The sequence below is a fragment of the Streptomonospora mangrovi genome, from assembly GCF_027604915.1.
In the GTDB taxonomy this organism is placed as follows: Bacteria; Actinomycetota; Actinomycetes; order Streptosporangiales; family Streptosporangiaceae; genus Streptomonospora; species Streptomonospora mangrovi.
On record NZ_JAJAQC010000001.1, the window covers coordinates 69436 to 93209 of the forward strand.

A 23774-nucleotide genomic window follows, 5' to 3' on the forward strand; every position below is an offset into this window, starting at 1 on the left:
GCCTCAGCCGTCGGCCCGGCCCACGATGGTGCCGATCTTCTCGCCGCGCACCGCGCGGACGATGTTGCCCTTGCCCATCAGGTCGAACACCACGATCGGCAGGCCGTTGTCCATGCACAGGCTGACCGCGGTGGCGTCCATGACCTTCAGGCCGCGGGTGAGCACCTCGTTGTAGTCGAGCCGGTCGAACTTGACCGCCCCCGCGTTGCGGTGGGGGTCGGAGTCGTAGACGCCGTCGACCTGGGTGCCCTTGAGGACCGCCTGGGCCTCGATCTCCAGGGCGCGCTGGGCGGCGGCGGTGTCGGTCGAGAAGAACGGCGCGCCGAGCCCGGCTCCGAAGATGACCACGCGGCCCTTCTCCAGGTGCCGGATGGCGCGGCGCGGGATGTAGGCCTCGGCGACCTGGCTCATGTGGATGGCGGTCTGCACGCGGGTCTCGACCCCCTGGCGCTCCAGGAAGTCCTGGAGGGCCAGGCAGTTGATGACGGTGCCGAGCATGCCCATGTAGTCGGCGCGGCCCCGCTCCATGCCGCGCTCGGACATGTCGGCGCCGCGGAACATGTTGCCCCCGCCGACGACGACGGCGACCTGGATGCCCTCCGACACCACCGCCGCGATCGACTCCGCCAGGTACTCCACGACCGCGGCGTCGATGCCGAGTTCGTCGCCGCCGGCGAACGCCTCGCCCGACAGCTTCAGTACGACGCGCCGCCAGCCAGAGTCGTGCATGGCTGGGGCGGCCTGCGCGGCGGCATGGCCTTCGGTCTCCGACACGGCGCTCGGCCTCCTTCTGGTTCCCCCGAGTGGTAACGCGGCGCGGGGCGGCCGATGCTGCACCGGGCAGGCCCCGCCTGATCCACCGAAGGTGCCGGGGTGGGACACCCCGACACCTCCATCATGTCAAACGGCTAGGACTGCCCGACCTTGAAGCGGACGAAGCGGCGGACGGTGACCCCGGCCTCGTCGACGACCTTCTGGATGGTCTTCTTGTTGTCCTTCACGAACGGCTGCCCCAGCAGGGTGGTGTCCTTGAAGAACCCGTTGACGCGGCCCTCGATGATCTTGGGCAGGGCCTGCTCCGGCTTGCCCTCCTCGCGGGCGGTGGCCTCGGCGATGCGGCGCTCGTTGGCGACGATGTCCTCGGGGACGTCGTCCTTGCTGACGTAGGTCGGCGCGAGCGCGGCGATCTGCTGGGCGAGGTCCCGGCCGACCTCGGCGTTGGCCTGGTCCAGCTCGACCAGCACGCCCATGGTCGGGGGCAGGTCGGGGTCGGACTTGTGCAGGTAGCTGGCGACGTAGCCGCCCTCGACCTTGGCGAAGCGGCGCAGCTCCAGCTTCTCGCCGATGACGGCGCTGCGCTCCTCGATGACGGCCTGCACGGTCTTGCCGTCGATGAACTCGGTGGCCAGCAGCGCCGGGGTGTCGGCGGCGTCGGTGCGCGCGACGAGGTCGGCGATGTCGGCGGCCAGGCTCTGGAACTGCTCGTTCTTGGCGACGAAGTCGGTCTCGCAGCTCAGCTCGATGAGCACGGCCGAGGTGTCGGAGTCCTGCTTGAGGGCGATGAGGCCGTTGCTGGTGGTGCGCTCGGCGCGCTTGCCGACGTCCTTCGCGCCCTTCACCCGCAGGAACTCGACGGCCTTGTCGAAGTCGCCGTCGCTCTGCTCCAGGGCCTTCTTGCAGGCCATCATGCCGGCGCCGGTCAGGTCGCGCAGCTTCTTGACGTCAGCGGCGGTGTAGTTCGCCATAGCTGTTCTCTAATCCCCTTGTGTGGGTCGGCGGGTCTCACGGGGTCGCGGGCCGCGGGCGCGGCCCGCAGCGGCTCCCCGCGCGCTGGCGCGGGGAGCCGGCGGTCGGCCTGAGGGCCTCAGGACTCCTTGCCGCCCTCGGACTCGGCGGCGGCCTCGGCCGGAGCCGACTCGGCCTCGGCGGCGGCCGGCTCGGCCGGGGCCTCGGCGGCGGCGTCGGACGCGGGGGCCTCGGCGGTCTCCGCGGTCTCGGCGGGCGCCGGGGCGGCCTCGGTGGAGGTGCTCTCCAGCAGCTCCCGCTCCCACTCGGGCAGCGGCTCGTCGCCGGTCTTCTCGGTGTCGGCGGAGGCCGAGGCACCGGAGCGGGCGAGGAGACCGTCGGCGACGGCGTCGGCGATCACGCGGGTCAGCAGGCTGACGCTGCGGATGGCGTCGTCGTTGCCCGGGATCGGGTAGTCGACCTCGTCGGGGTCGCAGTTGGTGTCGAGGATGGCCACGACCGGGATGTTGAGCTTGCGGGCCTCGCTGATCGCGATGTGCTCCTTCTTGGTGTCCACGATCCACACCGCGCTGGGCACGCGGGACATGTCGCGGATACCGCCGAGGGTGCGCTCCAGCTTCTCCTTCTCGCGGCGCAGCCCGAGCAGCTCCTTCTTGGTGAGGCCGGAGGCGGCGACGTCGTCGAAGTCGATCTCCTCCAGCTCCTTGAGGCGCTGGAGCCGCTTGTGCACGGTGGAGAAGTTGGTCAGCATGCCGCCCAGCCAGCGCTGGTTGACGAACGGCATCCCCACCCGGCGCGCCTGCTCGTCGATGGCCGCCTGCGCCTGCTTCTTGGTGCCGACGAAGAGGATGGTGCCGCCGTGGGCCACCGTCTCCTTGACGAACTCGTAGGCGCGGTCGATGTAGGCCAGCGACTTCTGGAGGTCGATGATGTAGGTGCCGTTGCGCTCGGTCAGGATGAAGCGCTTCATCTTCGGGTTCCAGCGGCGGGTCTGGTGCCCGAAGTGCACACCGCTTTCCAGCAGCTGCCGGATGGTCACGACAGTGGCCATGACTCGGTCCTCCTCGTAGGGGCGGCACGGGGGGTCTTCCGTCCCCCGCACCTCGGTTGTTCCTGACGCCCCGATCACTCCGCCGCACCGCCTGTAGCGGCGCGGACCGTGAGAGCGACCCCTCCTGCGCGAGGAGGCATGTGGGCGTGCGTAGTGGTCGGCTCGAAACGAGCCTCTAGGAATTCTAGCCGCCCTCCCGACGTCGCGGCGCCCTAGCCGCGGGCGCCCGGCGCTGTCAAGGACCTGCCAAGGACCGCAGCCCGCCCGCCGGGCCGGCCGCGTCAGCGTGCCAGCAGGGCGGGCAGGGCCGCAGCGCGCGCCAACTGCTCGTCGGTGTCGCCCACGGGGCACAGCACCACGGTGTCGGCGCCCGCCGCGCCGGTCTCGCGGACGCGCTCCAGGCAGCGCTCGGGCGGGCCGCAGGCCGAGAGGCAGTCGATCCAGTCGGCGGGCAGCGCGGCGGCGCGCTCGGCGGGGGGCAGCGCGGCGACGGCGGCGCGCCGGGGGCCGAGGTCGACGTCGGCCAGGTGGGCGGCCCACGCGGGGTCGGCGACGGGGCCGGCCAGGGCGGGGCGCAGGGCGTCGCGGGCGCGGCCGAGGTCGTCGTCGGCGTGGAAGAGCGTGTAGGCGGTGATGGTGTGGGGGCTCTCCCGCCCCACCCGGCCGCGCGCGATGGAGGCGCGCGCCGAGGCCAGGTAGGCGGGCGTGACCGGCTCGGCCAGCACGGTGCCGTCGGCGTGGCGGCCGGAGACCTCCAGCGAGCGCGGGCCGCGGACCCCGGCGACCACGGGCGGCGGCGGCTCGGGCGGGAACTCCAGGCGCACGCCGTCGAGGCGGACGTAGCGGCCTTGGGTGGTCACGGTCTCGCCGGCGAGCAGGCGGCGGACGGCGTCGAGGTGCTCGGCCAGCGCGGTGAGCGGTGAGGCGGGCGCGGCGCCGATCTGGCGCATCCAGTCGCGCATGCCGTGGCCCAGGCCGGCGGTGAAGCGGCCGGGGTGGGCCTCGGCGAGGGCGGCGACCTCCATGGCGGTGAAGGCGGCGTTGCGCGCCACGGCGGGCAGGATGCCGATGCCCACGCCGATGCGCTCGGTGGCGGCCAGCGCGGTCGCCGAGGCGGCGATCCCCCCGGCGAAGAAGCAGTCCTCGACCAGCCACAGCTCGTCGAACCCGGCCTCCTCGACCCGCCGCGCCAGAGCGGCGATGCGGGAGGCGGGGAGCCGGCAGGGGATCTGGAAGCCCAGGCGGAGCCGGTTCACGGCGCCTCCTCGTGCTGGGGAGCGGGGTCGGGTACGGGATCGGCCAACCGCTTGGCGAACCAGTGGTCGCTGTAGGGGCCGCTGCTGAAGGCGGGCACCTCGGCGTAGCCGCGCCGCGCGTACAGGCGGCGCGCCTCCACGAGGTCGTGCCGGGTGTCGAGCCGGATCTCGGCCGCCCCGGCTTCGCGCGCGGCCCGCTCGGCGGCGGCCAGCAGCGCGCCTCCGCCGCCGGTTCCCCGCGCCCGGGGCCGGACGAACAGCCGCGTCAACTCGGCGACGCCTCCGCCCACCCAGCGCAGCCCCACGCATCCGCCGACGCGCCCGCCGACCCACCCGAGCAGGAACACCCCGGTCGGCGGCGCGAGATCCCCGCTGGGCTCGTCCCGCAACGCGGCGTCGACCTCGTCGCGGGCGGCCGGACGCCCGTGGTAGCGGGAGACGATGTCGACGTAGTAGTCGCGGAGGACGGCAGCGGCGTCAGGCCCCGAGACATCGGCGGCCACGACACCCCACCTGGTGTCAGCACTGGGCACAACCCCGAATTGTCCCCCACCCCCGCTTCCCGCACCACCCGCGCCCGGGCGTTACCGGTCGGGCCGGTGACGCCCGGGGCGTGCGATCCGCGCGCCAGGGATGGGCCCGGCGGGTTTTCCACAGGTGGCGGATTCGGGTCGCGGCCGTGTGGGTCGGGCGAGCACGGTGGGGTGTGGAGGTGATCCACCATGGTCGCTAGGAACGGCCCGCCCCTGCGCGGGCCGGGGGCGCGCCGGGCCGCGCTCGGTGCCCGGGGCGAGGAGGTCGCGTCGGCCTACCTGCGGCGGGCGGGCATGCGGGTCCTGGCCCGCAACTGGCGCTGCCCCGAGGGCGAACTCGACATCGTCGCGGGCGAGGGCGCCGTCCTGGTCGTCGCCGAGGTCAAGACCCGCACCAGCCTGCGGTTCGGCTGGCCGCTGGAGGCCGTCACCGAATCCAAGCACCGGCGGCTGCGGCGGCTGGCGCACCGCTGGCAGGCCGAACACCGGGCCTGGGGCGTCCGCACCCGCGTGGACGTCGTCTCGGTCCTGCTCCCGCCCGGCGGCCGGATCTTCGTCCGCCACCACCGGGGGGTGGCCTGATGGCACTGGCGCGCACCCGCTCCATGGCCCTGCTGGGCGTCGAGGGCCACGTCATCGAGGTCGAGGCGCACCTGGGCGAAGGACCCGCCGGGCTCACCCTGGTGGGTCTGCCCGACACCGCCCTGCGCGAGGCGCGCGACCGCATCCGGGCCGCCGTCGTCAACTCCGGTGAGTGCTGGCCCGAGGGCCACATCACCGTCAGCCTGTCCCCGGCGAGCCTGCCCAAGCGGGGCAGCGGCTTCGACCTCGCCATCGCGGCGGCCGTGCTCGCGGCCGCCGGGGCGGTGCCGCCCAGCACGCTGCATCCCGCCGTGGTCCTCGCCGAACTCGGCCTGGACGGCCGCACCCGCGCCGTCCAGGGCGTGCTGCCCGCCGTGCTGGCGGGTGTGCGCTCGGGCCACACCACCTTCGTGGTCTCCCGGGGCAACGCCAAGGAGGCCGCGCTGGTCCCCGGCATCACGGTGGTGTCGGTGGCCTCACTGGGCGAACTGCTGGCGCACCTGCGCGGCGAGCCCATCGACCAGGAACTGTTCGGCGACCCCGCCGACCCCGAGGACCCCGCGCCCGCCGAGCGGGACCGCCGCCGCAGGCCCGACCTCGCCGACGTCCTGGGCCAGCCGGTGGCGCGGCGCGCGCTGGAGATCGCGGCGGCCGGGGCACACCACCTGATGATGGTGGGGCCGCCCGGCACCGGCAAGAGCCTGCTGGCCGAGCGGCTGCCCACGATCCTGCCGCGCCTGACCGCCGAGGACTCCATCGAGGTCACCGCCGTGCACTCGGTGGCGGGCACCCTGCCCAAGGGGTCCCCCCTGATCGTGGAGCCGCCGTTCTGCGCGCCCCACCACACCGCCACCCGCGCCGCGATCGTGGGCGGCGGCAGCACCCGGCTGCGGCCGGGGTGCGTGTCGCTGGCGCACCGGGGCGCGCTGTTTTTGGACGAGGCTCCGGAGTTCGCGCGCGGGGTGCTGGACTCCCTGCGCCAGCCGCTGGAGACCGGCGAGGTCGTGATCGCCCGCTCGGCGTCGTCGGTCTGCTTCCCCGCCCGGTTCCTGCTGATCATGGCGGCCAACCCGTGCCCGTGCGGCAAGTCCGGCCCCGCCTGCACCTGCTCGTCGACCCAGCGGCGCCGCTACCTCGCCCGGCTGTCGGGACCGCTGGTCGACCGGGTCGACCTCAAGGTCGAACTCCAGCCAGTCGCCCACGCCGAACTCCTCGCCGACCGCCCCTACGCCGAGTCCTCGGCCACGGTCGCCGCGCGCGTGACGCAGGCCCGCGAACGCGCCGCCCACCGCCTCGCGGGCACCCCGTGGTCCACCAACGCCGAGATCCCCGGCGCCGAACTCCGCCGCCACTTCCCCGTCGCGCCACCCGCGCTGAGCATTCTCGCCGCGGCCATGGAACGCGGCGACATCAGCGCCCGAGGGGTCGACCGGACCCTGCGCGTGGCCTGGACCCTGGCCGACCTCGCCGGCCGCCCCCACCCCGCCGTCGAGGACACGGCCTTCGCCTACGCCCTCTGGTCAGGACGCGCCCAATGACTCACGACTCCCCTACCGGCCCTCCCCCTGTTAAAGCCGCTTCCGTCCCCGCCCCCGGGCAGCCGCCGCCCAGTGGCACCCGACCTTCGCGCCGTTCCCGCACCGAAGCCGATCAGATCTCCACCGCGCCCGCGCTTCCTCACCAACCCGAACCGGCCCACCCGCCCACCTTCCCCGCCGAGCCGCCCGCACCTGCCGACGCCGTCTCCAGTCGCGAGGCACCCACACCGGCCCCACCCCGCCAACCACAGCCCACCGACACAGCGGCAGCAGCAACCGACGTGCGGGAACACCACTCCCCAGGCGCACCCGCCCACGCCGTCTCCGACCGGAAGGCAGCCGCACCGGCGCCCAGTGCCGACGCCAGCCACACCTGCCAACGCTCCCCGACCGGACGCGCGGACCGCTCTTCCGGTGAGCCGCCCCCGCCCGGGCCGGACGCCGGTACGCCTTCACCCGGGGGCGTCCACATCCCCGACGACGCAGCGGCGCCGACCGGCCCCGCGCGTACCGCCACGGGCGGTGCCGGCCCCGCGCCCGGCGGCGAGGTCGGCGCCTCCTCAGGACCGGCCCACACCTTCGGGCCACTCGACAGCGGAGGCAGCGTGGAGAGCGATCACGGCGACGTGCCGTCCGCCCACGACCGGTCCGACGACGCCGTGGCGCGTGCGTGCCTGACCGCCGTCGCGAGTGCGGGGGATCCGGTCATGGGTGCGCTGCTGGACGAGCACGGGGCGGCGGCGGTGTGGGAGGCACTCGCGTCAGGGCGGCCGCCCTCGGCGCCGCCGGGGATCCGGCCGGCGGCCTACGCGCAGCGTGCCGCGCGCTGGGTCGAACGCGCCGCCCGGGTGGATCCCGACTCCCTGCTCACCGAATCCGCCGACCTGGGCTGCCGCCTCCTGGTGCCCGGAGACCCCGGCTGGCCCACCCAACTGGACGACCTCCGCCTTCACCGGCCCTACGCCCTGTGGGTGCGCGGCGCCCACGACCTTCGCCACGCGTGCCTGCGGTCGGTCGCGGTGGTGGGAGCGCGCTCCGCCACCCCCTACGGGCGGCACGTGGCCGCCGACCTCGCCTGGGGACTGGCGCAGCGCTCCTGGACCGTCGTCTCCGGCGGCGCCTACGGCATCGACTCCGCCGCGCATCGCGGCGGACTGGCGGCGGGCGCGCCTTCGGTGGCGGTCCTGGCCTGCGGCCTCGACCTGGCCTACCCGCGCGGCAACGAGAACCTCTTCGCCGACATCGCGGCGCGCGGCGCCCTGGTCAGCGAGCATCCGCGCGGCGCGGTGCCCAGTCGGCACGGCTTCCTCATCCGCAACCGGATCATCGCCGCGCTCACGCCCGGCGCGGTGGTGGTCGAGGCCGGGCTGCGCAGCGGCGCCCTCAACACCGCCCGCCACGCCCACGAACTCAACCGCACGGTCATGGCCGTGCCCGGCCCGGTCACCTCGGCCCTGTCGGCGGGCTGCCACCGGCTCATCCGCGACTTCGGCGCCACCTGCGTGACCGGCGCGGACGACGTCGTGGAGCAGGTGGGCCGGATCGGCACCGACCTCGCGCCAGGCCCCGGCAGCGCGCTCGATCCCGACACCCTCGACCCGGAGTCCCGCCGCGTACTCGCCGAGGTCCCCCAGCGCGGCGGCACCGGCACCGCCGCCGTGGCCGCCGCCTGCGAGCTCGGCCTCGACTCCGCCCTCAGCCGACTCGGCCTGCTCGCCGCCGCCGGTTTCATCGAACGCGGCCCCTCAGGCTGGCGCGCCCGCTCCGCCCGCCTCACCCCGCAGCCCACCGCCGCCCGGTAAGCCCGCTCCCCCATCGTTGTGAACGTCACGGAATCCGCCGCCAGAGCCCGCCGACCGCCGAACACCCGGACCTTGCCACCACGCTCGTGGCGTCTTGCGGTGCTGACGGGATCGGGTGGGCGTGGTCGGGGGGCTTCTCCCGGTCTCGGCGGACGGTTCTTCGGTGGGACCGTCCGCCGGGCAGTGCGGCAGGGGTGCGCTTCCCGGTTCTCGGGGGTGTTCCGTGGTGGATCGGCCGGGGGCGGGGTGAGTAGGTTGGCCACAGGGGTGGGCGCTCGCGTGCGGCGGTGCGGGGTGCGGCGCCGCCTGCGGGCGGCGCCGGGTGGTCGCCGCGCCGACGCTCGGCCGTCCTGACGGGATCATCGATGTGGGGAGGCGCGATGCCCAAGAGGTACAGCGATTCCGTGGTGGCCGAGGGGCCGCTCATCTTCGTCTCCGGGCAGACCCCCGTCGGGCCGGACGGGGGCGTGGCCGGTGACGCCTTCGCGCAGACGCGGCAGGTCCTCAGCAACATCGACGCGGTCCTCGCCGAGCACGGCGCCGGCTCGGCCGACCTGGTGAAACTCACCTACTACCTGCGGCATGTCGCCGACCTGGACGACGTGCGCGGCGCCCTGGACGAGTACCTGGTGCACGAGCCGCGCCCGGCGGCCACGCTCGTGGAGGTCGGCGGGTTCGTGGACCCCCGGTTCCTGCTGGAGATCGACGCCGTGGCGCGGATGCCGCGCGGCGCCGGGCCGGAGCCGACCGCGTGACGGGCGGGGTGCCGCCCGAGCACGAGCCGCTGCTTGAGGACCTGCGCCGCCACCTGGCGGTGGACCGCTCCGACAACACGGTGCGCGCCTACCTCGGCGACGTCCGGTCGCTGCTGTCCTACCTGGCCGAGACGGGCCGCGCCGTGGCGGAGTTGGATGTCGCCGCGCTGCGCGGCTGGCTCGCCCGGCTGCACGACGACGGCGCCGGCCGCGCCACCATGGCGCGGCGGGTGGCCGCCGCCCGGGTCTTCACCGACTTCCTGCACCGGGGCGGTGTGCTCGCCCAGGACCCCGGGCCGCGTATCGCGGCGCCGCGCGCGCACCGCACCCTGCCCACGGTCCTGGCTGAGGACGAGGCCGCCGCCGCGCTCGCGCCCGAGCCGGCGGCCGACGGCGAGGAGGAGGCCACACCGGCGGTCGTGCGCCGCCGCGCCGTGGTGGAGGTGCTGTACGGCACCGGGATCCGGGTGGCCGAGCTGTGCGCCCTGGACCTGGACGACGTCGACCGGGAACGCCGCACGCTGCGGGTCTTCGGCAAGGGCGGCAAGGAGCGGACGGTGCCCGTGGGCGCCCCCGCGCTGGCCGCCCTGGACCGCTGGCTGGCGGAGGGCCGCCCCCGCATGGCCACGGCCGCCAGCGGCCCGGCGGTGTTCCTCGGCGTGCGCGGTGGGCGCCTGGGCACCCGCACCGCCCGCCGCGACGTGCACGCCCACATGGCGGCGGCCGGCACGGGTACCGACATCGCCCCGCACGGCCTGCGGCACAGCGCGGCGACCCACCTGCTCAACGGCGGCGCCGACCTGCGCAGCGTGCAGGAGATCCTGGGGCACGCGTCGCTGTCCAGCACCCAGATTTACACCCATGTCTCGATCGAGCGGCTGACCAGCACCTACAACCAGGCCCACCCCCGCGCCTGAGTCGGCGTGCGGTCCCGGTGGCGCGGGCGGCCGGGGCCGGGAGCGGGGACGGCGGCGGGGGACGCAGCGGCAGCAGGCGGACCTCGGCCCGGCCGACCAGCGCGAGGGGGTCGAGGTAGTGGGGGCCGCTGCGCAGCCCCCAGTGCAGGCAGGCGCGGGCGCCGCAGTGCCGAGGCTCGGCCGCGACCGCCGCGATCACCTGCCCGACCGCCACGCGGTCCCCGCGCTCCACCCGGGGCTCCACCGGCAGGTAGGTGGTGCGCAGTTCCCCGTGGACGACGCTGACCACGCCGGTGCCGGCCACCGCCCCGGCGAACGCGACCCGCCCGGACCCCGCCGCCCGCACCCGGTCGCCGACCGAGGCCGCGAGGTCGACCCCCCGGTGCCCCGGCGACCACCGCCGCTCCGGAGGATCGAACGACCGCACCACCCGGGGATCGCCCTCCAGCGGCACCCGCCACGGCCCGGAGTCGGCCCGCGCGGTCCCCGGGGCCAAGCCGATGCCGATGCCGACAATGAGGGCGAGGGCAAGCGCGGCGGCGGGAGTGCCGAGCCTTCGTGCCACCCGGAGGAACGCGGGCTGCCGTGAAGTCCACATAGGCCCAGCCTCGCCCCGGCCGCCCCGCCTCGCCATCCGAATGTCCCGCCTGTGGACAACCCCGCGCACAGAGACCCGCCGGCCGACTCCCCCGCGTGGGCGTCGCGGTTTCCCTCGTCCACCGGCTTGACCCTGACTCCAGTGTCAAGGTCGGACGATGGCGGCATGGACATCGAAACCGCCGCTCAGCGGCCATCCGCTCAGGACCGTGTCGTCGCCGTCACCGGGGCCGGGACCGGGATCGGGCGGGCCACCGCGCGGGCCTTCGCGGCCGAGGGCGCCCACGTGCTGGCCATCGGGCGCCGCCTGGGGCCGTTGGAGGAGACCGCCGGCGACAGCGACCGCATCACACCCCTGCCCGCCGACATCACCGCCGAGGGCGCCCCCGAGGAGATCGCCCGCGTCGCCCGGGACCGCCACGGACGGCTGGACGTGCTCGTCAACAACGCCGGCATCGTGCGCAGCGGCGCCCTGGGCTCCTTCACCCGGGACGACCTCGCCCCGATGATCGACACCAACCTCGTCGCGCCGCTCCTGCTCACCCAGGCGCTGCTGCCGCTGCTGGAGGAGTCAGGCGGCGTCGTCGTCAACGTCTCCACCGCCGTCGGCCAGCGCGGGTGGCCCGGCAACTCCGCCTACGCGGGCACCAAGGGCGCCCTCGACGTGTTCACCCGGAGCTGGGCGGTGGAACTCGCCCCGCGCGGCGTCCGCGTCGCCGCCGTCGCGCCCGGCGCGATCGCCACCTCCATCGGCGACCACCAGGGGCTCTCCCCCGAGGAGCAGGCCGACGTGCGGAAATGGCAGGTCTCCATCACGCCGTTGGGCCGCATCGGCACCCCCGAAGAGGTGGCGTGGGCCATCACCCGGCTCGCCGACCCCGCGTCGTCGTTCGTCACCGGCGCGGTCCTGCCGGTGGACGGGGGCGCCATGGTGGGATAATCCCCGCTCGGAGGTGCGGAATGCGGATCGGCGAACTGGCGGAGGCCACCGGCGCGAGTCCCCGCGCGCTGCGGCACTACGAGGCGGCGGGGCTCATCGCCTCCGAGCGCGCGCCCAACGGCTACCGCGTGTTCGACGCCTCGGCCGTGGTGCGGGTGCGCAACATCCGCCACCTGCTGGAGGTCGGCCTCACCCTGGAGGACGTCGAGGTCTTCCTCCCGTGCCTGGACGGCGACGTGACCGCCGCGCCGCCCTCCGAGCGGAACCTGCGGGTGGCCACGGAGCGGCTGGCCGTGCTGGACCAGCGGATCGCCGCCCAGACCGCCGTCCGCGACCGGCTGGCCGCCGCGATCGTGGAGGCCACCGGCGGCCGCGTCCGACCGATGGCCTGAGCGCCGCACCGCCGGTGCCTCGCCGGTTCGGGCGCCCCGCCGGGTCTCTCCCTGGACCACACAGGTGGTCGAGCAAGGCCGGGAAGTGGACGCGGAAGGGCCGCCCCCGCCCGGCGGCTCCTCGTGCCCGCCTTCTCCACTCCAGGAGGACGGCGGGCCACGGCGCACCCGCGAAAGTGCGCAGACCGTTACCGAAACGCCGCCGGACCGACCCGTGAGGGGCGGTCCGGCGGCGGTGTCCGGGGCCGGTGCGGTCGGTCCGGGGTCAGGATGACGATGAGCCGGGCTTGCCCGCCGCGGGGACCTCAAGGTCGGACTTGGTGATCTCTTCGACGTTGACGTCCTTGAAGGTCACCACGCGCACGTTCCGCACGAACCGCGCCGGGCGGTACATGTCCCACACCCAGGCGTCCTCCATCGTGACCTCGAAGTACATCTCGCCGTTCTCGGTGCTGCGCGGCTGAAGGTCCACGTGGTTGGTCAGGTAGAACCGGCGTTCGGTCTCGACCACGTAGCTGAAGAGGCCGACGACGTCGCGGTACTCGCGATAGAGCTGTAGCTCCATCTCGGCCTCGTACTTCTCCAGGTCCTCAGAACTCATCTCGTGCTCGCTTTCGTCGTGCAGTCCCGGTTGAGCGGCCCGGCCCCCTTCGCCTGAGCGGTGACTTATCCACTACAGCAACCATGATGCGACACGTGTCAACCGTCCGGGGGCATTACCCGAGATTGCCGCCGCGGCCCTAGGGCCCGCCACGGCGGCCCCGCCGCCCCGGCGCGTCGGCCCACCGGTGTGCCGCCGGGTCACTACTCCCGCTCGGCGCCCCGGCCCGGTTCCTCCGGCGGGACGGCCGCGGCCACCACCGCGGAGTCCGGCCGGCGCAGCGCCCGCAGCGCCCGGCGGCCCGTGAGGTGGAAGGGCACCGCGGCGGCCGCCCCCAGCACCAGCGGCAGCGCCGCCGACGCCTCGACCGCCTCGGCTCCGGCGGGCTCGCCCGCCGCGCCCTGCCCGGCCTGCTCCTCGGCCCCGCCCTCGTTCAGCTCGGCGAACGTCTCGGGCGTGGGCAGCGTGTCCATGCGGTCGAAGGGCCACACGATCACCGAGGCCCGGCCCACCACGTGGTCGACGGCGACGGTGCCGCCGCCCGGCTCGTTCTGGTGCATCCGGGAGTCCTTGGAGATGGCGCGGTGGTCGCCCATGAGCCACAGCCGCCCCTCGGGGACCTCGACCGGCCCGAACTCCACGTGGGTCTCCTGGCTGCCCGGGTACAGGTAGGGCTCGTCCAGGGGTACGCCGTTGACCGTGACCCGGTTCTGCGCGTCGCAGCAGGCCACGGTGTCGCCCGGCAGCCCGATCACGCGCTTGATGTACTCGCGGCCGGTGGGCGCGGCGCCGAACTGCTGGCCCACCCAGTTGAACAGCCGCGAGACGGGGTTGGTGGGCTCCTCGACCGGAAGGGCGCCTTCTTCCTCGTCCCAGGAGCCGTCTCCGGTGAACACCACGACGTCGCCGCGCTCGATGTCGCGCACCTGGAACACCAGCCTGTTGACGATGACCCGGTCATCGATCCGCAGGGTGTCCTCCATCGAGCGCGAGGGGATCCAGTACGGCTGCGCGATCCACGTGCGGATCACGAACGCCAGCACCAGGGCGATGACGATCAGGATCGGGAGTTCCTTCCAGAAGGACCCCGACTTCTCCGACCTCTCGCCGGCACTCTCACTCTTGGCGCCCATCGAACCTCCTGCGCTTTCGGCTGCCTCGGCCCCGCCGGTGCGCTGCGGTCGCGCGCACCCCGGCCCGACACGACTCTGGCCCTTCCACGCGGGTGCGTGGAAGAGCCAGAGTCGCCGAACCGGTTCCCGCCGACGCGCCCGGTGGTGACGGTGGCCGCGCAGGAGGCCGATTCCTGTTGCTCATCGGAACCACAAGCCTATCCGAGCGCGGCCGCTCGCGCCGGAAAAGGCACAGCGGCGACGCGCTGCCGCACCACCGGTCGCGTATGCGCGGGTCAGCTCGCGACGGGCTCGCGGCGCTCGCGGATGCGGGCGGCCTTGCCGCGCAGGTTGCGCAGGTAGTACAGCTTCGCGCGGCGGACGCGGCCGCGGGAGACGACCTCGATCTTCTCGATCACCGGCGTGTGCACGGGGAAGGTCCGCTCCACACCCACGCCGTAGCTGATCTTGCGGACCGTGAAGGTCTCGCGGCTGGCGCCGCCCTGCCGCCGGATCACCACGCCCTTGAAGACCTGGACGCGGGAGCGGTTGCCCTCGGTGACCCGCACGTGCACGTTCAGCGTGTCGCCCGGACGGAAGACAGGAATGTCCGAGCGCAGTTGAGCCTTCTCAATTTCCTGAATAGCGGTGTGCATCTCAGCGGTTCCTCATCGATTGCGCGCCGCGGCGACTAACTGGCGGTTCGCGCGGGCGGATCTGCTGCTGGGGTCGTAGGTGCCTCTGCCGGGTGTAGGCGGCCCCGCGCCGGAGTTCCGGCATGCGGGCAACGCGAGCGACGACAGGGGCAACTCGTCTAGTCTGCCATAGGTTCGGCACCGGTCTGCAACGCCGCCTCCCGCGCGGGGTCGTCCCGCTCCTGCTCGGCGGCGGTGCCGGCCAGCAGTTCCCGCACCAGCGCCTGGTCCGTGCGGTCCAGCCCGGCCATCCCGCCCTCGGCCAGCGCGCGCAGCAGCTCGGGCCGGTTGCGGGCGGTCTTGCGCAGCGCCTCGTGGCGCCGCCACCGGTCCACCGCGCCGTGGTCGCCCGACAGCAGCACCGGCGGGACCTCCAGGTCGCGCCACCGCGCCGGCTTGGTGAACACCGGCCCCTCCAGCAGGTTCTCCATGGCGCCGGCCGCGAAGGAGTCCTGCACCGCCGACTCGGCGTTGCCCAGCACGCCCGGCAGCAGCCGCGAGACGGTCTCCACGATGACCAGCGTCGCCGACTCCCCGCCCGCGAGCACGTAGTCGCCGATGCTGACCTCCTCGACCGGCATGCGCCGCGCCGCGTCGGCCGCCACCCGGGAGTCGATGCCCTCGTAGCGCCCGCAGGCGAACACCAGCCAGGGCTCCTCCGACAGCCGCTTGGCGCGCTCCTGGGTGAACGGGGTGCCGCTGGGGGTGGGCACCACCAGCCTTGGCACGGCGCCCGGCCCGGCGGCGCCGCCGGGCTCGGGGGCGCCGGCCACCGCGTCCAGGGCCTCGCCCCACGGCTCGGGCTTCATGACCATGCCGGGGCCGCCCCCGTAGGGGGTGTCGTCGACGGTGTTGTGCCGGTCGTGGGTCCAGCTCCGCAGGTCGTGCAGGCGGATGTCGAGGATGCCGGCGGCCCGCGCCTTGCCGATGAGCGACAGCTCCAGCGGCGCGAAGTAGTCGGGGAAGATGGTGATGATGTCGATGCGCATGGGTGCGGGGTCCGCGAGGGAAGGGCGGCGCGCGGCCGGCGCGCCGCGGGCGGGCGGTGGGTCAGCGGCCCAGGTCGAGCAGGCCGGGCGGCGGGTCGACCACCAGGACCCCGGCCGCGGGGTCGACCTCGGGCACGAGGTCGCGGATGAAGGGCACCAGGAACTCCGCGCCGTGGGGGTCGGCGACCACCAGCACGTCCTGGGCGTTGTGCAGGACGTCGGCGACCTCGCCGACCTCCTCGCCCCCGGTGGTGCGCACCCGCAGGCCGATCAGCTCGTGGTCGTGGAACTCGTCGGGGTCGTCCACGGGCGGCACGTCGGCGGAGTCGACCCACAGGGTCACCCCGCGCAGCCCTTCGGCGGCCGTGCGGTCGGCCACCCCGGTGAAGCGCACCAGCAGCCGCCCGGAGTGGGTGCGGGCCGAGGAGACGGTCAGCGGCCCCGCGTCGGCGGGGTCGGTGGCCAGCCGGGAGCCGGGCGCGAAGCGGGCGGCGGGGTCGTCGGTGCGCACGTCCACGGCGACGTCGCCGCGGACGCCGTGGGCGCGGCCGATCCGGCCGACAACGAGACGCATGGTCCTCCCGGGAAGCAGGGCGTGCGGGCGCGGTGGACGGGCCGCGCACATGCCGAGGGGGCGCCGCTCGTGTCATCGGCGGCGCCCCGGCCCGGCGCCGCACGGGCGCCGGGCCAAGCGCAGATCAGCGCACTTCGTTCAGGTCCAGCAGGTCGACGCGGACGTAGCGGCCGCCGGCCAGCGAGCCGACGACCGTCCGCAGCGCCTTGGCGGTGCGGCCGTTGCGGCCGATCACCTTCCCGAGGTCGTCGGGATGGACCCGGACTTCGAGCACCTTGCCCTTGCGGAGCCTACGGGCTCTCACCTGGACATCGTCGGAGTTCACGACGATGCCTCGAACCAGGTGCTCAAGCGCCTCTTCCAGCACGTCAGACCTCGCCCTCAGGCTCCGTGGTCGTCTCTTCGCCGGTGTTCTCGGTGGCCGGAGCGGCGTCGGACTTCTCCGCCTTCTCCGACTTCTCGGCCTTGTCAGCCTTGTCGGCCTTCTTCTCGGAGGCCCCGGAGGACTTCCGGCCCCGACCCTTGGACTCGCCGCCCTTGGTGTCGTTCTCGGGCAGGACCAGCTCCTTGAGCACGGCCTGGAAGGCGGCCTCCTCGGCCTCCTTGTCGCGCGGCTCGGCGACCTTCAGCGGCGCCGGCTCGGTCAGGCCCTTGAACTTCTGCCAGTCGCCGGTGCGCTTGAGGATGGTCTTGACCGGGCCGGTGGGCTGCGCCCCCACAGACAGCCAGCGCTGCGCCCGCTCGGAGTTCACCTCGATGAAGCTCGGCTCTTCCTTCGGGTGGTACTTGCCGATCTCCTCGATGGCCTTGCCATCGCGCTTGGTGCGGGCGTCGGCGACGACAATGCGGTACTGCGGCGTACGGATCTTGCCCATACGCTTCAGCTTGATTTTGACAGCCACGAGTGTGGTCTTCTCCCAGTTGCGATGCTGTTCTGCCCACGACCGCCCCGCGTGGGGATGCGGCGGGGTCAGCGGGCGGGGACGTAGGTGTCCAGGCTAGTTAGAGGGCCGGCCCATCACACCGTTAGTCAACCACCCATTCTGCCAGACGCCGCGCAACGCAACGCCCGTTCGGCGGCATCGGCCCGGCCGGGCGGGCGGTGAGTTTCCGGTCACAGGAGCGCGGCCGGACGCGAGAACGCGGTGGGCGGGGCGCTTCGCGCGCTCCGCCCACCGCGTCGGCACCGCCTTCGGCGGCACCGGGGTTTGCCGTGTTTTTCCCCGCCCGGTGCTCCCCCGCGCCGCGCCGGAGCGCCGGGCGGGGGACGGCGGGCGGCCGCGCGCTACTTGCGCGGCAGCTTGAAGTTGGAGAGGTCGGGCACGCCGTTGCCGCCCAGGCCGGGCGGGAGTTGGCCGCCGCCCAGCCCCGGCGGGAGCTGCGGCATCTGCTGCTGGTCGCCGCCCTCCTCGCGGCGGCGCTGGCGCTCGGCCGCGCGCTCGGCCTCCTGCTGCTTGGCCTTGAGCGGGTTGCCGCTGCGCTGCTTGCCCTTCTTGGCCTTCTTCGCCTGGGCCTTGCCCTTCTTGCGGCCGCCCGGAAGCGCCCCCGGCATGCCCGGCATCCCGGGCATTCCCGGCATGCCGCCGCCGGCCTTGACCTGGCGCATCATCTTCTGCGCCTCGAAGAACCGGGTGACCAGGCCGTTGACGTCGCTGACCTGGGTGCCCGAGCCGTTGGCGATGCGCAGCCGCCGCGACCCGTTGATGATCTTGGGGGTGCGGCGCTCCTCGGGCGTCATCGACTGGATGATCGCGGCTATGCGGTCGAGGTCCTTCTCGTCCACGTTGCCGATCTGGTCGCGCATCTGCCCCATGCCGGGCATCATGCCGAGCAGGTTGCTGATGGGGCCCAGCCGGCGGACCATCGCCATCTGCTGGAGGAAGTCGTCGAGGGTGAAGTCGTCGTCGGAGGCCAGCGTGCTGGCCATCTTGGCGACCTCGTCCTCCTCGAACGTGCGCTGCGCCTGCTCGATGAGCGTGAGCACGTCGCCCATGTCGAGGATGCGCGAGGCCATCCGGTCGGGGTGGAAGAGGTCGAAGTCCTCGAGCTTCTCACCGGTGGAGGCGAACATGATCGGCCGGCCGGTGATGTGCCGGATCGACAGCGCGGCACCGCCGCGCGCGTCGCCGTCGAGCTTGGTCAGCGCCACCGCGTCGTAGCCGACGCCGTCGAGGAACGCCTGGGCGGTGTTGACCGCGTCCTGGCCGATCATGGCGTCGACCACGAACAGGATCTCGTCGGGCTGGACGGCGTCGCGGATGTCGGCCGCCTGCTGCATCATCTCGCTGTCGACGCCGAGGCGGCCGGCGGTGTCGATGACGACCACGTTGTGGTTGTTGCGCCGGGCCTGCTCGATGGAGGCGCGCGCCACGGCCACGGGGTCTCCCACGCCGTTGCCGGGCTCGGGCGCGAACACCGGGACCCCGGCGCGCTCGCCCACCACCTGCAACTGGGTGACGGCGTTGGGGCGCTGGAGGTCGGCGGCCACCAGCAGCGGGGTGTTGCGCTCGGCGGCCAGCCACCGGCCCAGCTTGCCCGCCAGGGTGGTCTTACCGGCGCCCTGGAGGCCGGCCAGCATGATGACCGTGGGCGGGGTCTTGGCGAACCGGATCTCCCGGGTCTCGCCGCCGAGGATCTCGACAAGCTCCTCGTTGACGATCTTGATGACCTGCTGGGCGGGGTTGAGCGCCTTGGAGACCTCGGCGCCCTGCGCGCGCTCCTTGACCTGGGCGATGAAGGAGCGGACGACCGGCAGCGCGACGTCGGCCTCCAGCAGCGCGAGACGGATCTCCCGCGCGGTCGCGTTGATGTCCTCCTCGGACAACCGCCCCTTGCCGCGCAGCGAGGAGAAGACCGATGTCAGCCGGTCGGATAGCGTCTCGAACACGAGTGTGGCCAGTCCTTCGTCTCGGGATTGGCTTCCTAGGTTACCCGCCGGGACACCGCCCGCGCGCCCCGGCGGTCACCGCACCGGCGGCCGGTCAGTCGCCGGCCGACTCCGAGGGGGAGGGCGAGGCCGACGGCGAGCCCGAGGGGTTGGCCAGGGCGGCGTCGCGCTGCTCCTCGATGGTGTTCACGAACTCCTGGCGGGCCTCGCCGGTCAGCGCCCGCGTGGACAACTGGGCGTCGCCGCTGACCTCGTAGCTCTGCGGCGAGGCGCTGGGCGCGAGGTTGAAGTCCACGCCGCAGGAGAGGTCGACCGTGCCGCCGGCCTTGAGGGTGCCGGTGTCGTCGCACTCCTTGGAGCCCAGCTCGTTGTTGGAGACGGTGGCGTCCATGCGCACCACGACGCTGTCGCCGCTGTCGCCGTCGGAGTCGTCCTTGACCGTGCCGCTGACCGTGCAGGCGCCGCCGGTCTCGCAGTTGAGTTCGAGCTGGCCGCTCCAGTTGACGGGCAGCCGGGAGTCGGGCGCGCCCTTGAGGCCGTCGTTGGCCACGGCCAGGGCGTCGGTGTAGACGGCCTCGACGTCGGCGGGCTCGGCCGGGGTGAAGTTGAGGCGGCTGCGCGGGCCGTCCTCGGCGTCCTCGGGCGCGAGCTGCTCGATCTCGGCGCGCAGCAGCTCGCCGGACTCCTCGCCGATCCACACCCGGTTCTGCTCGCCGCCCTGGAGGTCCACGCGGTAGGCGGTGGTGCCGTCGAGGTTCTCCAGCGTGGCCCGGCCGCCGTCGGGGGCCATGGCGCCGATGATGTCGGCGAGCTGGGCCGGCGCCAGCACGGCGCCGGGGTCGAAGCCGAGCTGGCGGGCCGACACCCGCACCCAGTTGTCGGCGTAGGAGTCGGTGTCGGGGTTGATGACGTTCTGGTCCAGCCAGTATTCCTCGGGGGCGTTGACGAAGATCCGGCTGTCGGCCGCCATGACCTCCGCCTCGTTCTCGCTCTCCTGGAGGGTGCCGTAGGAGGCGCCGGCCGCGGTGGTGGTCAGCGAGATGTCGCTGACGATGCTGTTCTCGGTGGCCGAGAGCTGGCCCTGCACGGTGACCGCCGGCTGGCCGCGCAGCGACTCCAGCGCCGTCTCCAGCAGCGGGGCGGCGTCCACAGGGGTGGGCGAGGGCGAGGGCTCGTCGCCGCCGCCCGGCCGCAGGTGGCTGAGGTCGATGGAGCAGCCGGACACGCCGAGGACGGCCGCCGCGGCCACCGCGGCGAGCCCCAGCGGTCCACGCGATCGGCGCGAGGTGGAATGAACCGGCGACATCTTGCCTCCTGGCCCCCTGCCACGGGGTGCGCGTGTCTTGAGCGAGCGGGAGTCGGCTGGAAACGGCCTGGCCGGTACGGCCACGGGGGCCGGGCCGCTGGAGCGGCGCCAGGCACCGGGACGAAGGCGCGCGGGCGGGTTTCGGACACCGTGCGGAGGCCGCGGTGTGCACTGCGCCGCGCGGTCGCCCCTCCGTTTGCCGCACCAGCGTACCGAACCGGCGGAGGCGCCGGGCCGATCCGCGGGCGTCAAGGGGCTGGCCGCACCCGGCCGGTCGGGCGGCGCCGGCGGGGTTCGCGGGGCACCGGCCCGGATCCGGCGCGGCGATGGGTGAATCCGGCCACGCCGGTGCGGAGCGGGGGCCGCGCGGGGCCGCGCGGGAACGCGCCGGCGGCGGCCCGGCACGGCCCGCCACACCACGCGGTACGCGGCCCGGACGCGGGTGAGCCGGCGGGGAGTCGCCTCCCCGCCGGCTCGTCAACACCTCATCGCAGCTCGTCGCCGCGGTCGTCCCCGCCTCTACGCTGAGGTGGTCGGCCGGGCCTGCGGTGAGGCCACCTCCTCGCCCGGAGGCGTCGGCGAGGAGAGCTCGCCGCCTTCGATCTCGTCCAGCTCGTCGAAGGCGTAGGCCGTCTCGGAGTGCAGTTCGGCGTCGAGCCCGTTGGTCTCGACGTGCTCGGGGATCCGGAACCCCATCACCAGGTCGATGATCTTGGCGATGACGAAGGTGACCACGAAGGAGTAGACGAGCACGCCGGCCACCGCGATCGCCTGGACCGCCAGCAGCGCCGGCGAGCCGCCGTAGAACAGGCCGGCCGAGCCGTTGGCCGAGGACGCCGCCAGCAGGCCGATCAGCAGCGAGCCGAGGATGCCGCCGACCATGTGGATGCCGACCACGTCGAGGGCGTCGTCGTACTTGAACTTGTACTTCCAACTGATGGCGTAGGCGCAGACGGCGCCGGAGACCAGGCCGAGCGCGATCGCGCCCAGCGGGGTGAGGTCGGCGGCGGCCGGGGTGATGGCCACGAGGCCGGCGACGGCGCCGGAGGCGAAGCCCAGCGCGGTGGCCTTGCCGTAGCGGATGCGCTCCACCAGCATCCAGGCGCCGGTGGCGGCGGCGGTGGCGACCTGTGTGTTGAGGAAGGCCAGGGCGGCGGCGCCGTCGGCGGCGTAGGCGGAGCCGGCGTTGAAGCCGAACCAGCCGAACCACAGCAGGGCCGCGCCGAGGAGGACGAAGGGCAGGTTGTGCGGGCGCATGGACTCCGAGCCGAAGCCCTTGCGGCGGCCCAGGACGAAGGTCAGCGCGAGCGCGGCGGCGCCGGCGTTGATGTGGACGGCGGTGCCGCCGGCGAAGTCGATGACGCCGTAGCCGCCGATCTCCAGGCTGCCGATCCAGCCGTCGCCCCACACCCAGTAGGCGACGGGCGAGTACACCAGGATCGACCAGACGGGGACGAAGAGCAGCCACGCCCCGAACTTGGCGCGGTCGGCGATGGCGCCGCTGATCAGGGCGACGGTGATGACCGCGAACATCATCTGGAAGGCGACGTCGAGGAGCACCGGGATGCCGCCGTCGACGGAGCTGATGAGGCCGGTGACCCCGGCGAGGCCGAAGCCGCCGACGAAGGGGCCCGCGGTGTCGTAGGCCAGCGAGTAGCCGATGAGCACCCACAGGACGCTGACGATCGCGATGCTCGCGAAGCTCATCAGCATCATGTTCAGCACGCTCTTGGCGCGGGACATGCCGCCGTAGAAGAACGCCAGGCCCGGCGTCATCAGCATTACCAGCGCCGAGGATATGAGCAGCCACGCGGTCGTGCCGCTGTCGATGCCGTCCATTCAGTCGCCTCCATAGATCGGGCGGGGGATCGCGGTTCGTCCGAGGATGGATCGGCGAGCACGTCGTCGGGCTCGGCGAAGATCACCACGTCCGCAACCTTCGTATTGCCGTGTTTCTGCACGTCGGCACCTTTGTTGCACCGGCGTAAAGAGATGCCCGGGGCTGTTACGCGGCCGTGAAGCAACCGCTCAGAGCGCCCGCCCGGAGGGCTGGAGGGAGCCCTCGCCCCATGCGGCGCGAATCGGTCAGGACGTGGACGGGGTTAGGACCCGGAGGCTGGACAAGGAGGTCACTCGCCGCCCCGCCGCACCCCCGGCCACCGGTCGCGGTCGCCGCCGGAGAAGGGCCGGAGGAGGCGGGCACAAAGAAGCGGGTCCGGCCGGGCGCTTCGCCCGGCCGGACCCGTTTGAGGGCTGCCGCTACTGGTCCGCGTCGCCGAGGATGGCGTCCACGAACGCCTCCGGGTCGAAGGGGGCGAGGTCGTCGGGCCCCTCCCCCAGTCCCACCAGCTTGACCGGCACGCCCAGCTCCCGCTGGACCTGGACGATGATGCCGCCCTTGGCGGTGCCGTCGAGCTTGGTGAGGACGATGCCGGTGATGTTGACGACCTCGGCGAAGACCCGGGCCTGGCGCAGGCCGTTCTGGCCGGTGGTGGCGTCGAGCACCAGCAGGACCTCGTTGACCGGGGTCTTCTTCTCGATGACCCGCTTGACCTTGCCCAGCTCGTCCATCAGACCGGTCTTGGTGTGCAGCCGCCCGGCGGTGTCCACGATGACGGTGTCGACGCCGTCGGCGATCCCGCGCGAGACCGCGTCGAAGGCCACGCTGGCGGGGTCGGCGCCCTCGTCCTTGCGGACCACGGGCGCGCCCACCCGCGATCCCCACGTGGCCAACTGCTCGGCGGCGGCGGCGCGGAAGGTGTCGGCGGCGCCCAGCACCACGCTGCGGCCGTCGCCCACCAGCACGCGGGCGAGCTTGCCCGTGGTGGTGGTCTTGCCGGTGCCGTTGACGCCCACCACCATCACCACGGCGGGGACGCCCGCGTGCGGCTCGGTGCGCACGGCGCGGTCCTGGTCGGTCTCGATCTGGGCGAGCAGCTCGGCGCGCAGCAGCCCGCGCACCTCCTCGGGCGTGCGGCTGCCCAGCACCTTCACCTTGGTGCGCAGACTCTCCACGATCTGGGTGGCGGCGGTGACACCGATGTCGGAGGTGATGAGGGTGTCCTCGATCTCCTCCCAGGTGGACTCGTCCAGCCGGTCGGCGGACAGCAGGCTGAGCAGCCCCTTGCCCAGGGCGTTCTGGGAGCGCGCCAGCCGGGCGCGCAGCCGCACCAGCCGCCCCGCCGAGGGCGGCGGCATTTCGATCTCGGGAGCGGGCGGCGCCTCGGGCACCGGCTCGGGTGCGACCACCGGGCCGGCGGCCTCCTCCGGGGGGGCCTCGGCCTCGGGCTCGGCCGTGGCCGTGCCGGTGCCGCCTCCGCGCTCCTGCGGCGGCGCCTTGGGCGGGGCCTCGGGCCGCCGGGGCCGGATCAGGAAGACTCCGCCGAACACCAGCAGGGCGACGACGAAGATGATCACGGCGAAGATCGTGTAGTCCATCAGTCTCCTAGCGTGTGCCTGCGGCCGGGTAAGGGCTGACCACCGCTCGCGCGCATCGGACCG

At 73.8% G+C, this 23774-nt stretch carries 23 protein-coding genes and 1 pseudogene; 7 read left to right on the forward strand and 17 right to left on the reverse strand.

The genetic code is table 11. From position 1 onward, the window contains the following. Positions 1-3: 3 nt before the first annotated feature. From pyrH to LG943_RS00290, 5 genes are all read right to left on the reverse strand, one after another. Positions 4-729 (reverse strand): UMP kinase, encoded by a 726-nt coding sequence (gene pyrH, locus LG943_RS00270; RefSeq protein ID WP_270070182.1) that lies wholly within the window; start codon positions 727-729, stop codon positions 4-6. A gap of 179 nt (positions 730-908) precedes the next feature. After that, positions 909-1745: a translation elongation factor Ts gene (gene tsf, locus LG943_RS00275; RefSeq protein WP_270070075.1), complete on the reverse strand. Its 837-nt coding sequence runs from the start codon at positions 1743-1745 to the stop codon at positions 909-911. 119 nt (positions 1746-1864) lie between these two features. Next, positions 1865-2797, reverse strand: a complete 933-nt coding sequence (gene rpsB / locus LG943_RS00280; RefSeq protein ID WP_270070076.1) for a 30S ribosomal protein S2 — start codon at positions 2795-2797, stop codon at positions 1865-1867. Between the two features lie 281 nt (positions 2798-3078). Beyond that, the gene (locus LG943_RS00285) at positions 3079-4053 is read right to left on the reverse strand and encodes an LLM class flavin-dependent oxidoreductase (RefSeq protein WP_270070077.1); all 975 of its coding nucleotides are present in this window, start codon (positions 4051-4053) and stop codon (positions 3079-3081) included. Continuing rightward, entirely contained in the window at positions 4050-4586 is a 537-nt protein-coding gene (locus tag LG943_RS00290; RefSeq protein ID WP_270070078.1) for a GNAT family N-acetyltransferase, read from the reverse strand. The genes LG943_RS00285 and LG943_RS00290 overlap by 4 nt, the downstream gene beginning before the upstream one ends. A gap of 189 nt (positions 4587-4775) precedes the next feature. Here LG943_RS00290 and LG943_RS00295 point away from each other — a divergent pair, with 189 nt between their 5' ends. The 5 genes from LG943_RS00295 (at position 4776) to LG943_RS00315 (ending at position 10180) form a co-directional block, all read left to right on the forward strand. Continuing rightward, on the forward strand, positions 4776-5168 hold the full coding sequence (locus LG943_RS00295) for a YraN family protein (RefSeq protein WP_270070079.1): 393 nt from the start codon (positions 4776-4778) through the stop codon (positions 5166-5168). Next, positions 5168-6706, forward strand: coding sequence for a YifB family Mg chelatase-like AAA ATPase (locus tag LG943_RS00300; RefSeq protein ID WP_270070080.1), 1539 nt, complete (start codon positions 5168-5170; stop codon positions 6704-6706). Before LG943_RS00295 ends, LG943_RS00300 begins: the two co-directional genes overlap by 1 nt. Before the next feature lie 605 nt (positions 6707-7311). Continuing rightward, complete coding sequence (gene dprA / locus LG943_RS00305; protein WP_270070081.1) at positions 7312-8508, forward strand: DNA-processing protein DprA; 1197 nt, start codon at positions 7312-7314, stop codon at positions 8506-8508. 380 nt (positions 8509-8888) lie between these two features. Beyond that, positions 8889-9263, forward strand: coding sequence for a RidA family protein (locus LG943_RS00310; RefSeq protein WP_270070082.1), 375 nt, complete (start codon positions 8889-8891; stop codon positions 9261-9263). Between the two features lie 29 nt (positions 9264-9292). Beyond that, positions 9293-10180: a tyrosine recombinase XerC gene (locus tag LG943_RS00315; RefSeq protein WP_408648516.1), complete on the forward strand. Its 888-nt coding sequence runs from the start codon at positions 9293-9295 to the stop codon at positions 10178-10180. A gap of 166 nt (positions 10181-10346) precedes the next feature. Here the strand turns inward: LG943_RS00315 and LG943_RS00320 are convergent. Beyond that, positions 10347-10814 (reverse strand): annotated as a pseudogene (locus tag LG943_RS00320) (peptidoglycan DD-metalloendopeptidase family protein); the annotation flags it as partial. Between the two features lie 129 nt (positions 10815-10943). Here LG943_RS00320 and LG943_RS00325 point away from each other — a divergent pair. Both LG943_RS00325 and LG943_RS00330 read left to right on the forward strand, forming a co-directional pair. Next, positions 10944-11717, forward strand: coding sequence for an SDR family NAD(P)-dependent oxidoreductase (locus LG943_RS00325; protein WP_270070084.1), 774 nt, complete (start codon positions 10944-10946; stop codon positions 11715-11717). A 20-nt stretch (positions 11718-11737) separates the two neighbouring features. Further along, positions 11738-12109: a MerR family transcriptional regulator gene (locus LG943_RS00330; protein WP_270070085.1), complete on the forward strand. Its 372-nt coding sequence runs from the start codon at positions 11738-11740 to the stop codon at positions 12107-12109. Between the two features lie 265 nt (positions 12110-12374). Here LG943_RS00330 and LG943_RS00335 read toward each other — a convergent pair whose 3' ends face one another. The 11 genes from LG943_RS00335 to ftsY all read right to left on the reverse strand — a co-directional run bounded on the left by LG943_RS00335 (position 12375) and on the right by ftsY (position 23711). Beyond that, entirely contained in the window at positions 12375-12710 is a 336-nt protein-coding gene (locus LG943_RS00335; protein ID WP_270070086.1) for a DUF2469 domain-containing protein, read from the reverse strand. A gap of 203 nt (positions 12711-12913) precedes the next feature. Beyond that, on the reverse strand, positions 12914-13843 hold the full coding sequence (gene lepB / locus LG943_RS00340) for a signal peptidase I (protein ID WP_270070087.1): 930 nt from the start codon (positions 13841-13843) through the stop codon (positions 12914-12916). 275 nt (positions 13844-14118) lie between these two features. Beyond that, on the reverse strand, positions 14119-14478 hold the full coding sequence (gene rplS / locus LG943_RS00345) for a 50S ribosomal protein L19 (protein ID WP_270070088.1): 360 nt from the start codon (positions 14476-14478) through the stop codon (positions 14119-14121). 158 nt (positions 14479-14636) lie between these two features. After that, positions 14637-15506 carry a tRNA (guanosine(37)-N1)-methyltransferase TrmD gene (trmD, locus tag LG943_RS00350; protein WP_270070089.1) on the reverse strand — a complete coding sequence of 290 codons (870 nt, stop codon included), beginning with the start codon at positions 15504-15506 and terminating at the stop codon, positions 14637-14639. 61 nt (positions 15507-15567) lie between these two features. Further along, the gene (rimM, locus tag LG943_RS00355; RefSeq protein ID WP_270070090.1) at positions 15568-16080 is read right to left on the reverse strand and encodes a ribosome maturation factor RimM; all 513 of its coding nucleotides are present in this window, start codon (positions 16078-16080) and stop codon (positions 15568-15570) included. Between the two features lie 124 nt (positions 16081-16204). Then, positions 16205-16447, reverse strand: coding sequence for an RNA-binding protein (locus LG943_RS00360; protein WP_179769298.1), 243 nt, complete (start codon positions 16445-16447; stop codon positions 16205-16207). Position 16448: 1 nt separating this feature from the next. Continuing rightward, positions 16449-16982, reverse strand: a complete 534-nt coding sequence (gene rpsP / locus LG943_RS00365) for a 30S ribosomal protein S16 (RefSeq protein ID WP_270070091.1) — start codon at positions 16980-16982, stop codon at positions 16449-16451. A 383-nt stretch (positions 16983-17365) separates the two neighbouring features. Next, positions 17366-18967 carry a signal recognition particle protein gene (gene ffh / locus LG943_RS00370; RefSeq protein WP_270070092.1) on the reverse strand — a complete coding sequence of 534 codons (1602 nt, stop codon included), beginning with the start codon at positions 18965-18967 and terminating at the stop codon, positions 17366-17368. 94 nt (positions 18968-19061) lie between these two features. Continuing rightward, the gene (locus LG943_RS00375; protein ID WP_270070093.1) at positions 19062-20273 is read right to left on the reverse strand and encodes a LolA-like protein; all 1212 of its coding nucleotides are present in this window, start codon (positions 20271-20273) and stop codon (positions 19062-19064) included. 519 nt (positions 20274-20792) lie between these two features. Continuing rightward, on the reverse strand, positions 20793-22112 hold the full coding sequence (locus LG943_RS00380; RefSeq protein WP_270070094.1) for an ammonium transporter: 1320 nt from the start codon (positions 22110-22112) through the stop codon (positions 20793-20795). A gap of 420 nt (positions 22113-22532) precedes the next feature. Beyond that, complete coding sequence (gene ftsY / locus LG943_RS00385; protein WP_270070095.1) at positions 22533-23711, reverse strand: signal recognition particle-docking protein FtsY; 1179 nt, start codon at positions 23709-23711, stop codon at positions 22533-22535. Between the last annotated feature and the right edge of the window lie 63 nt (positions 23712-23774).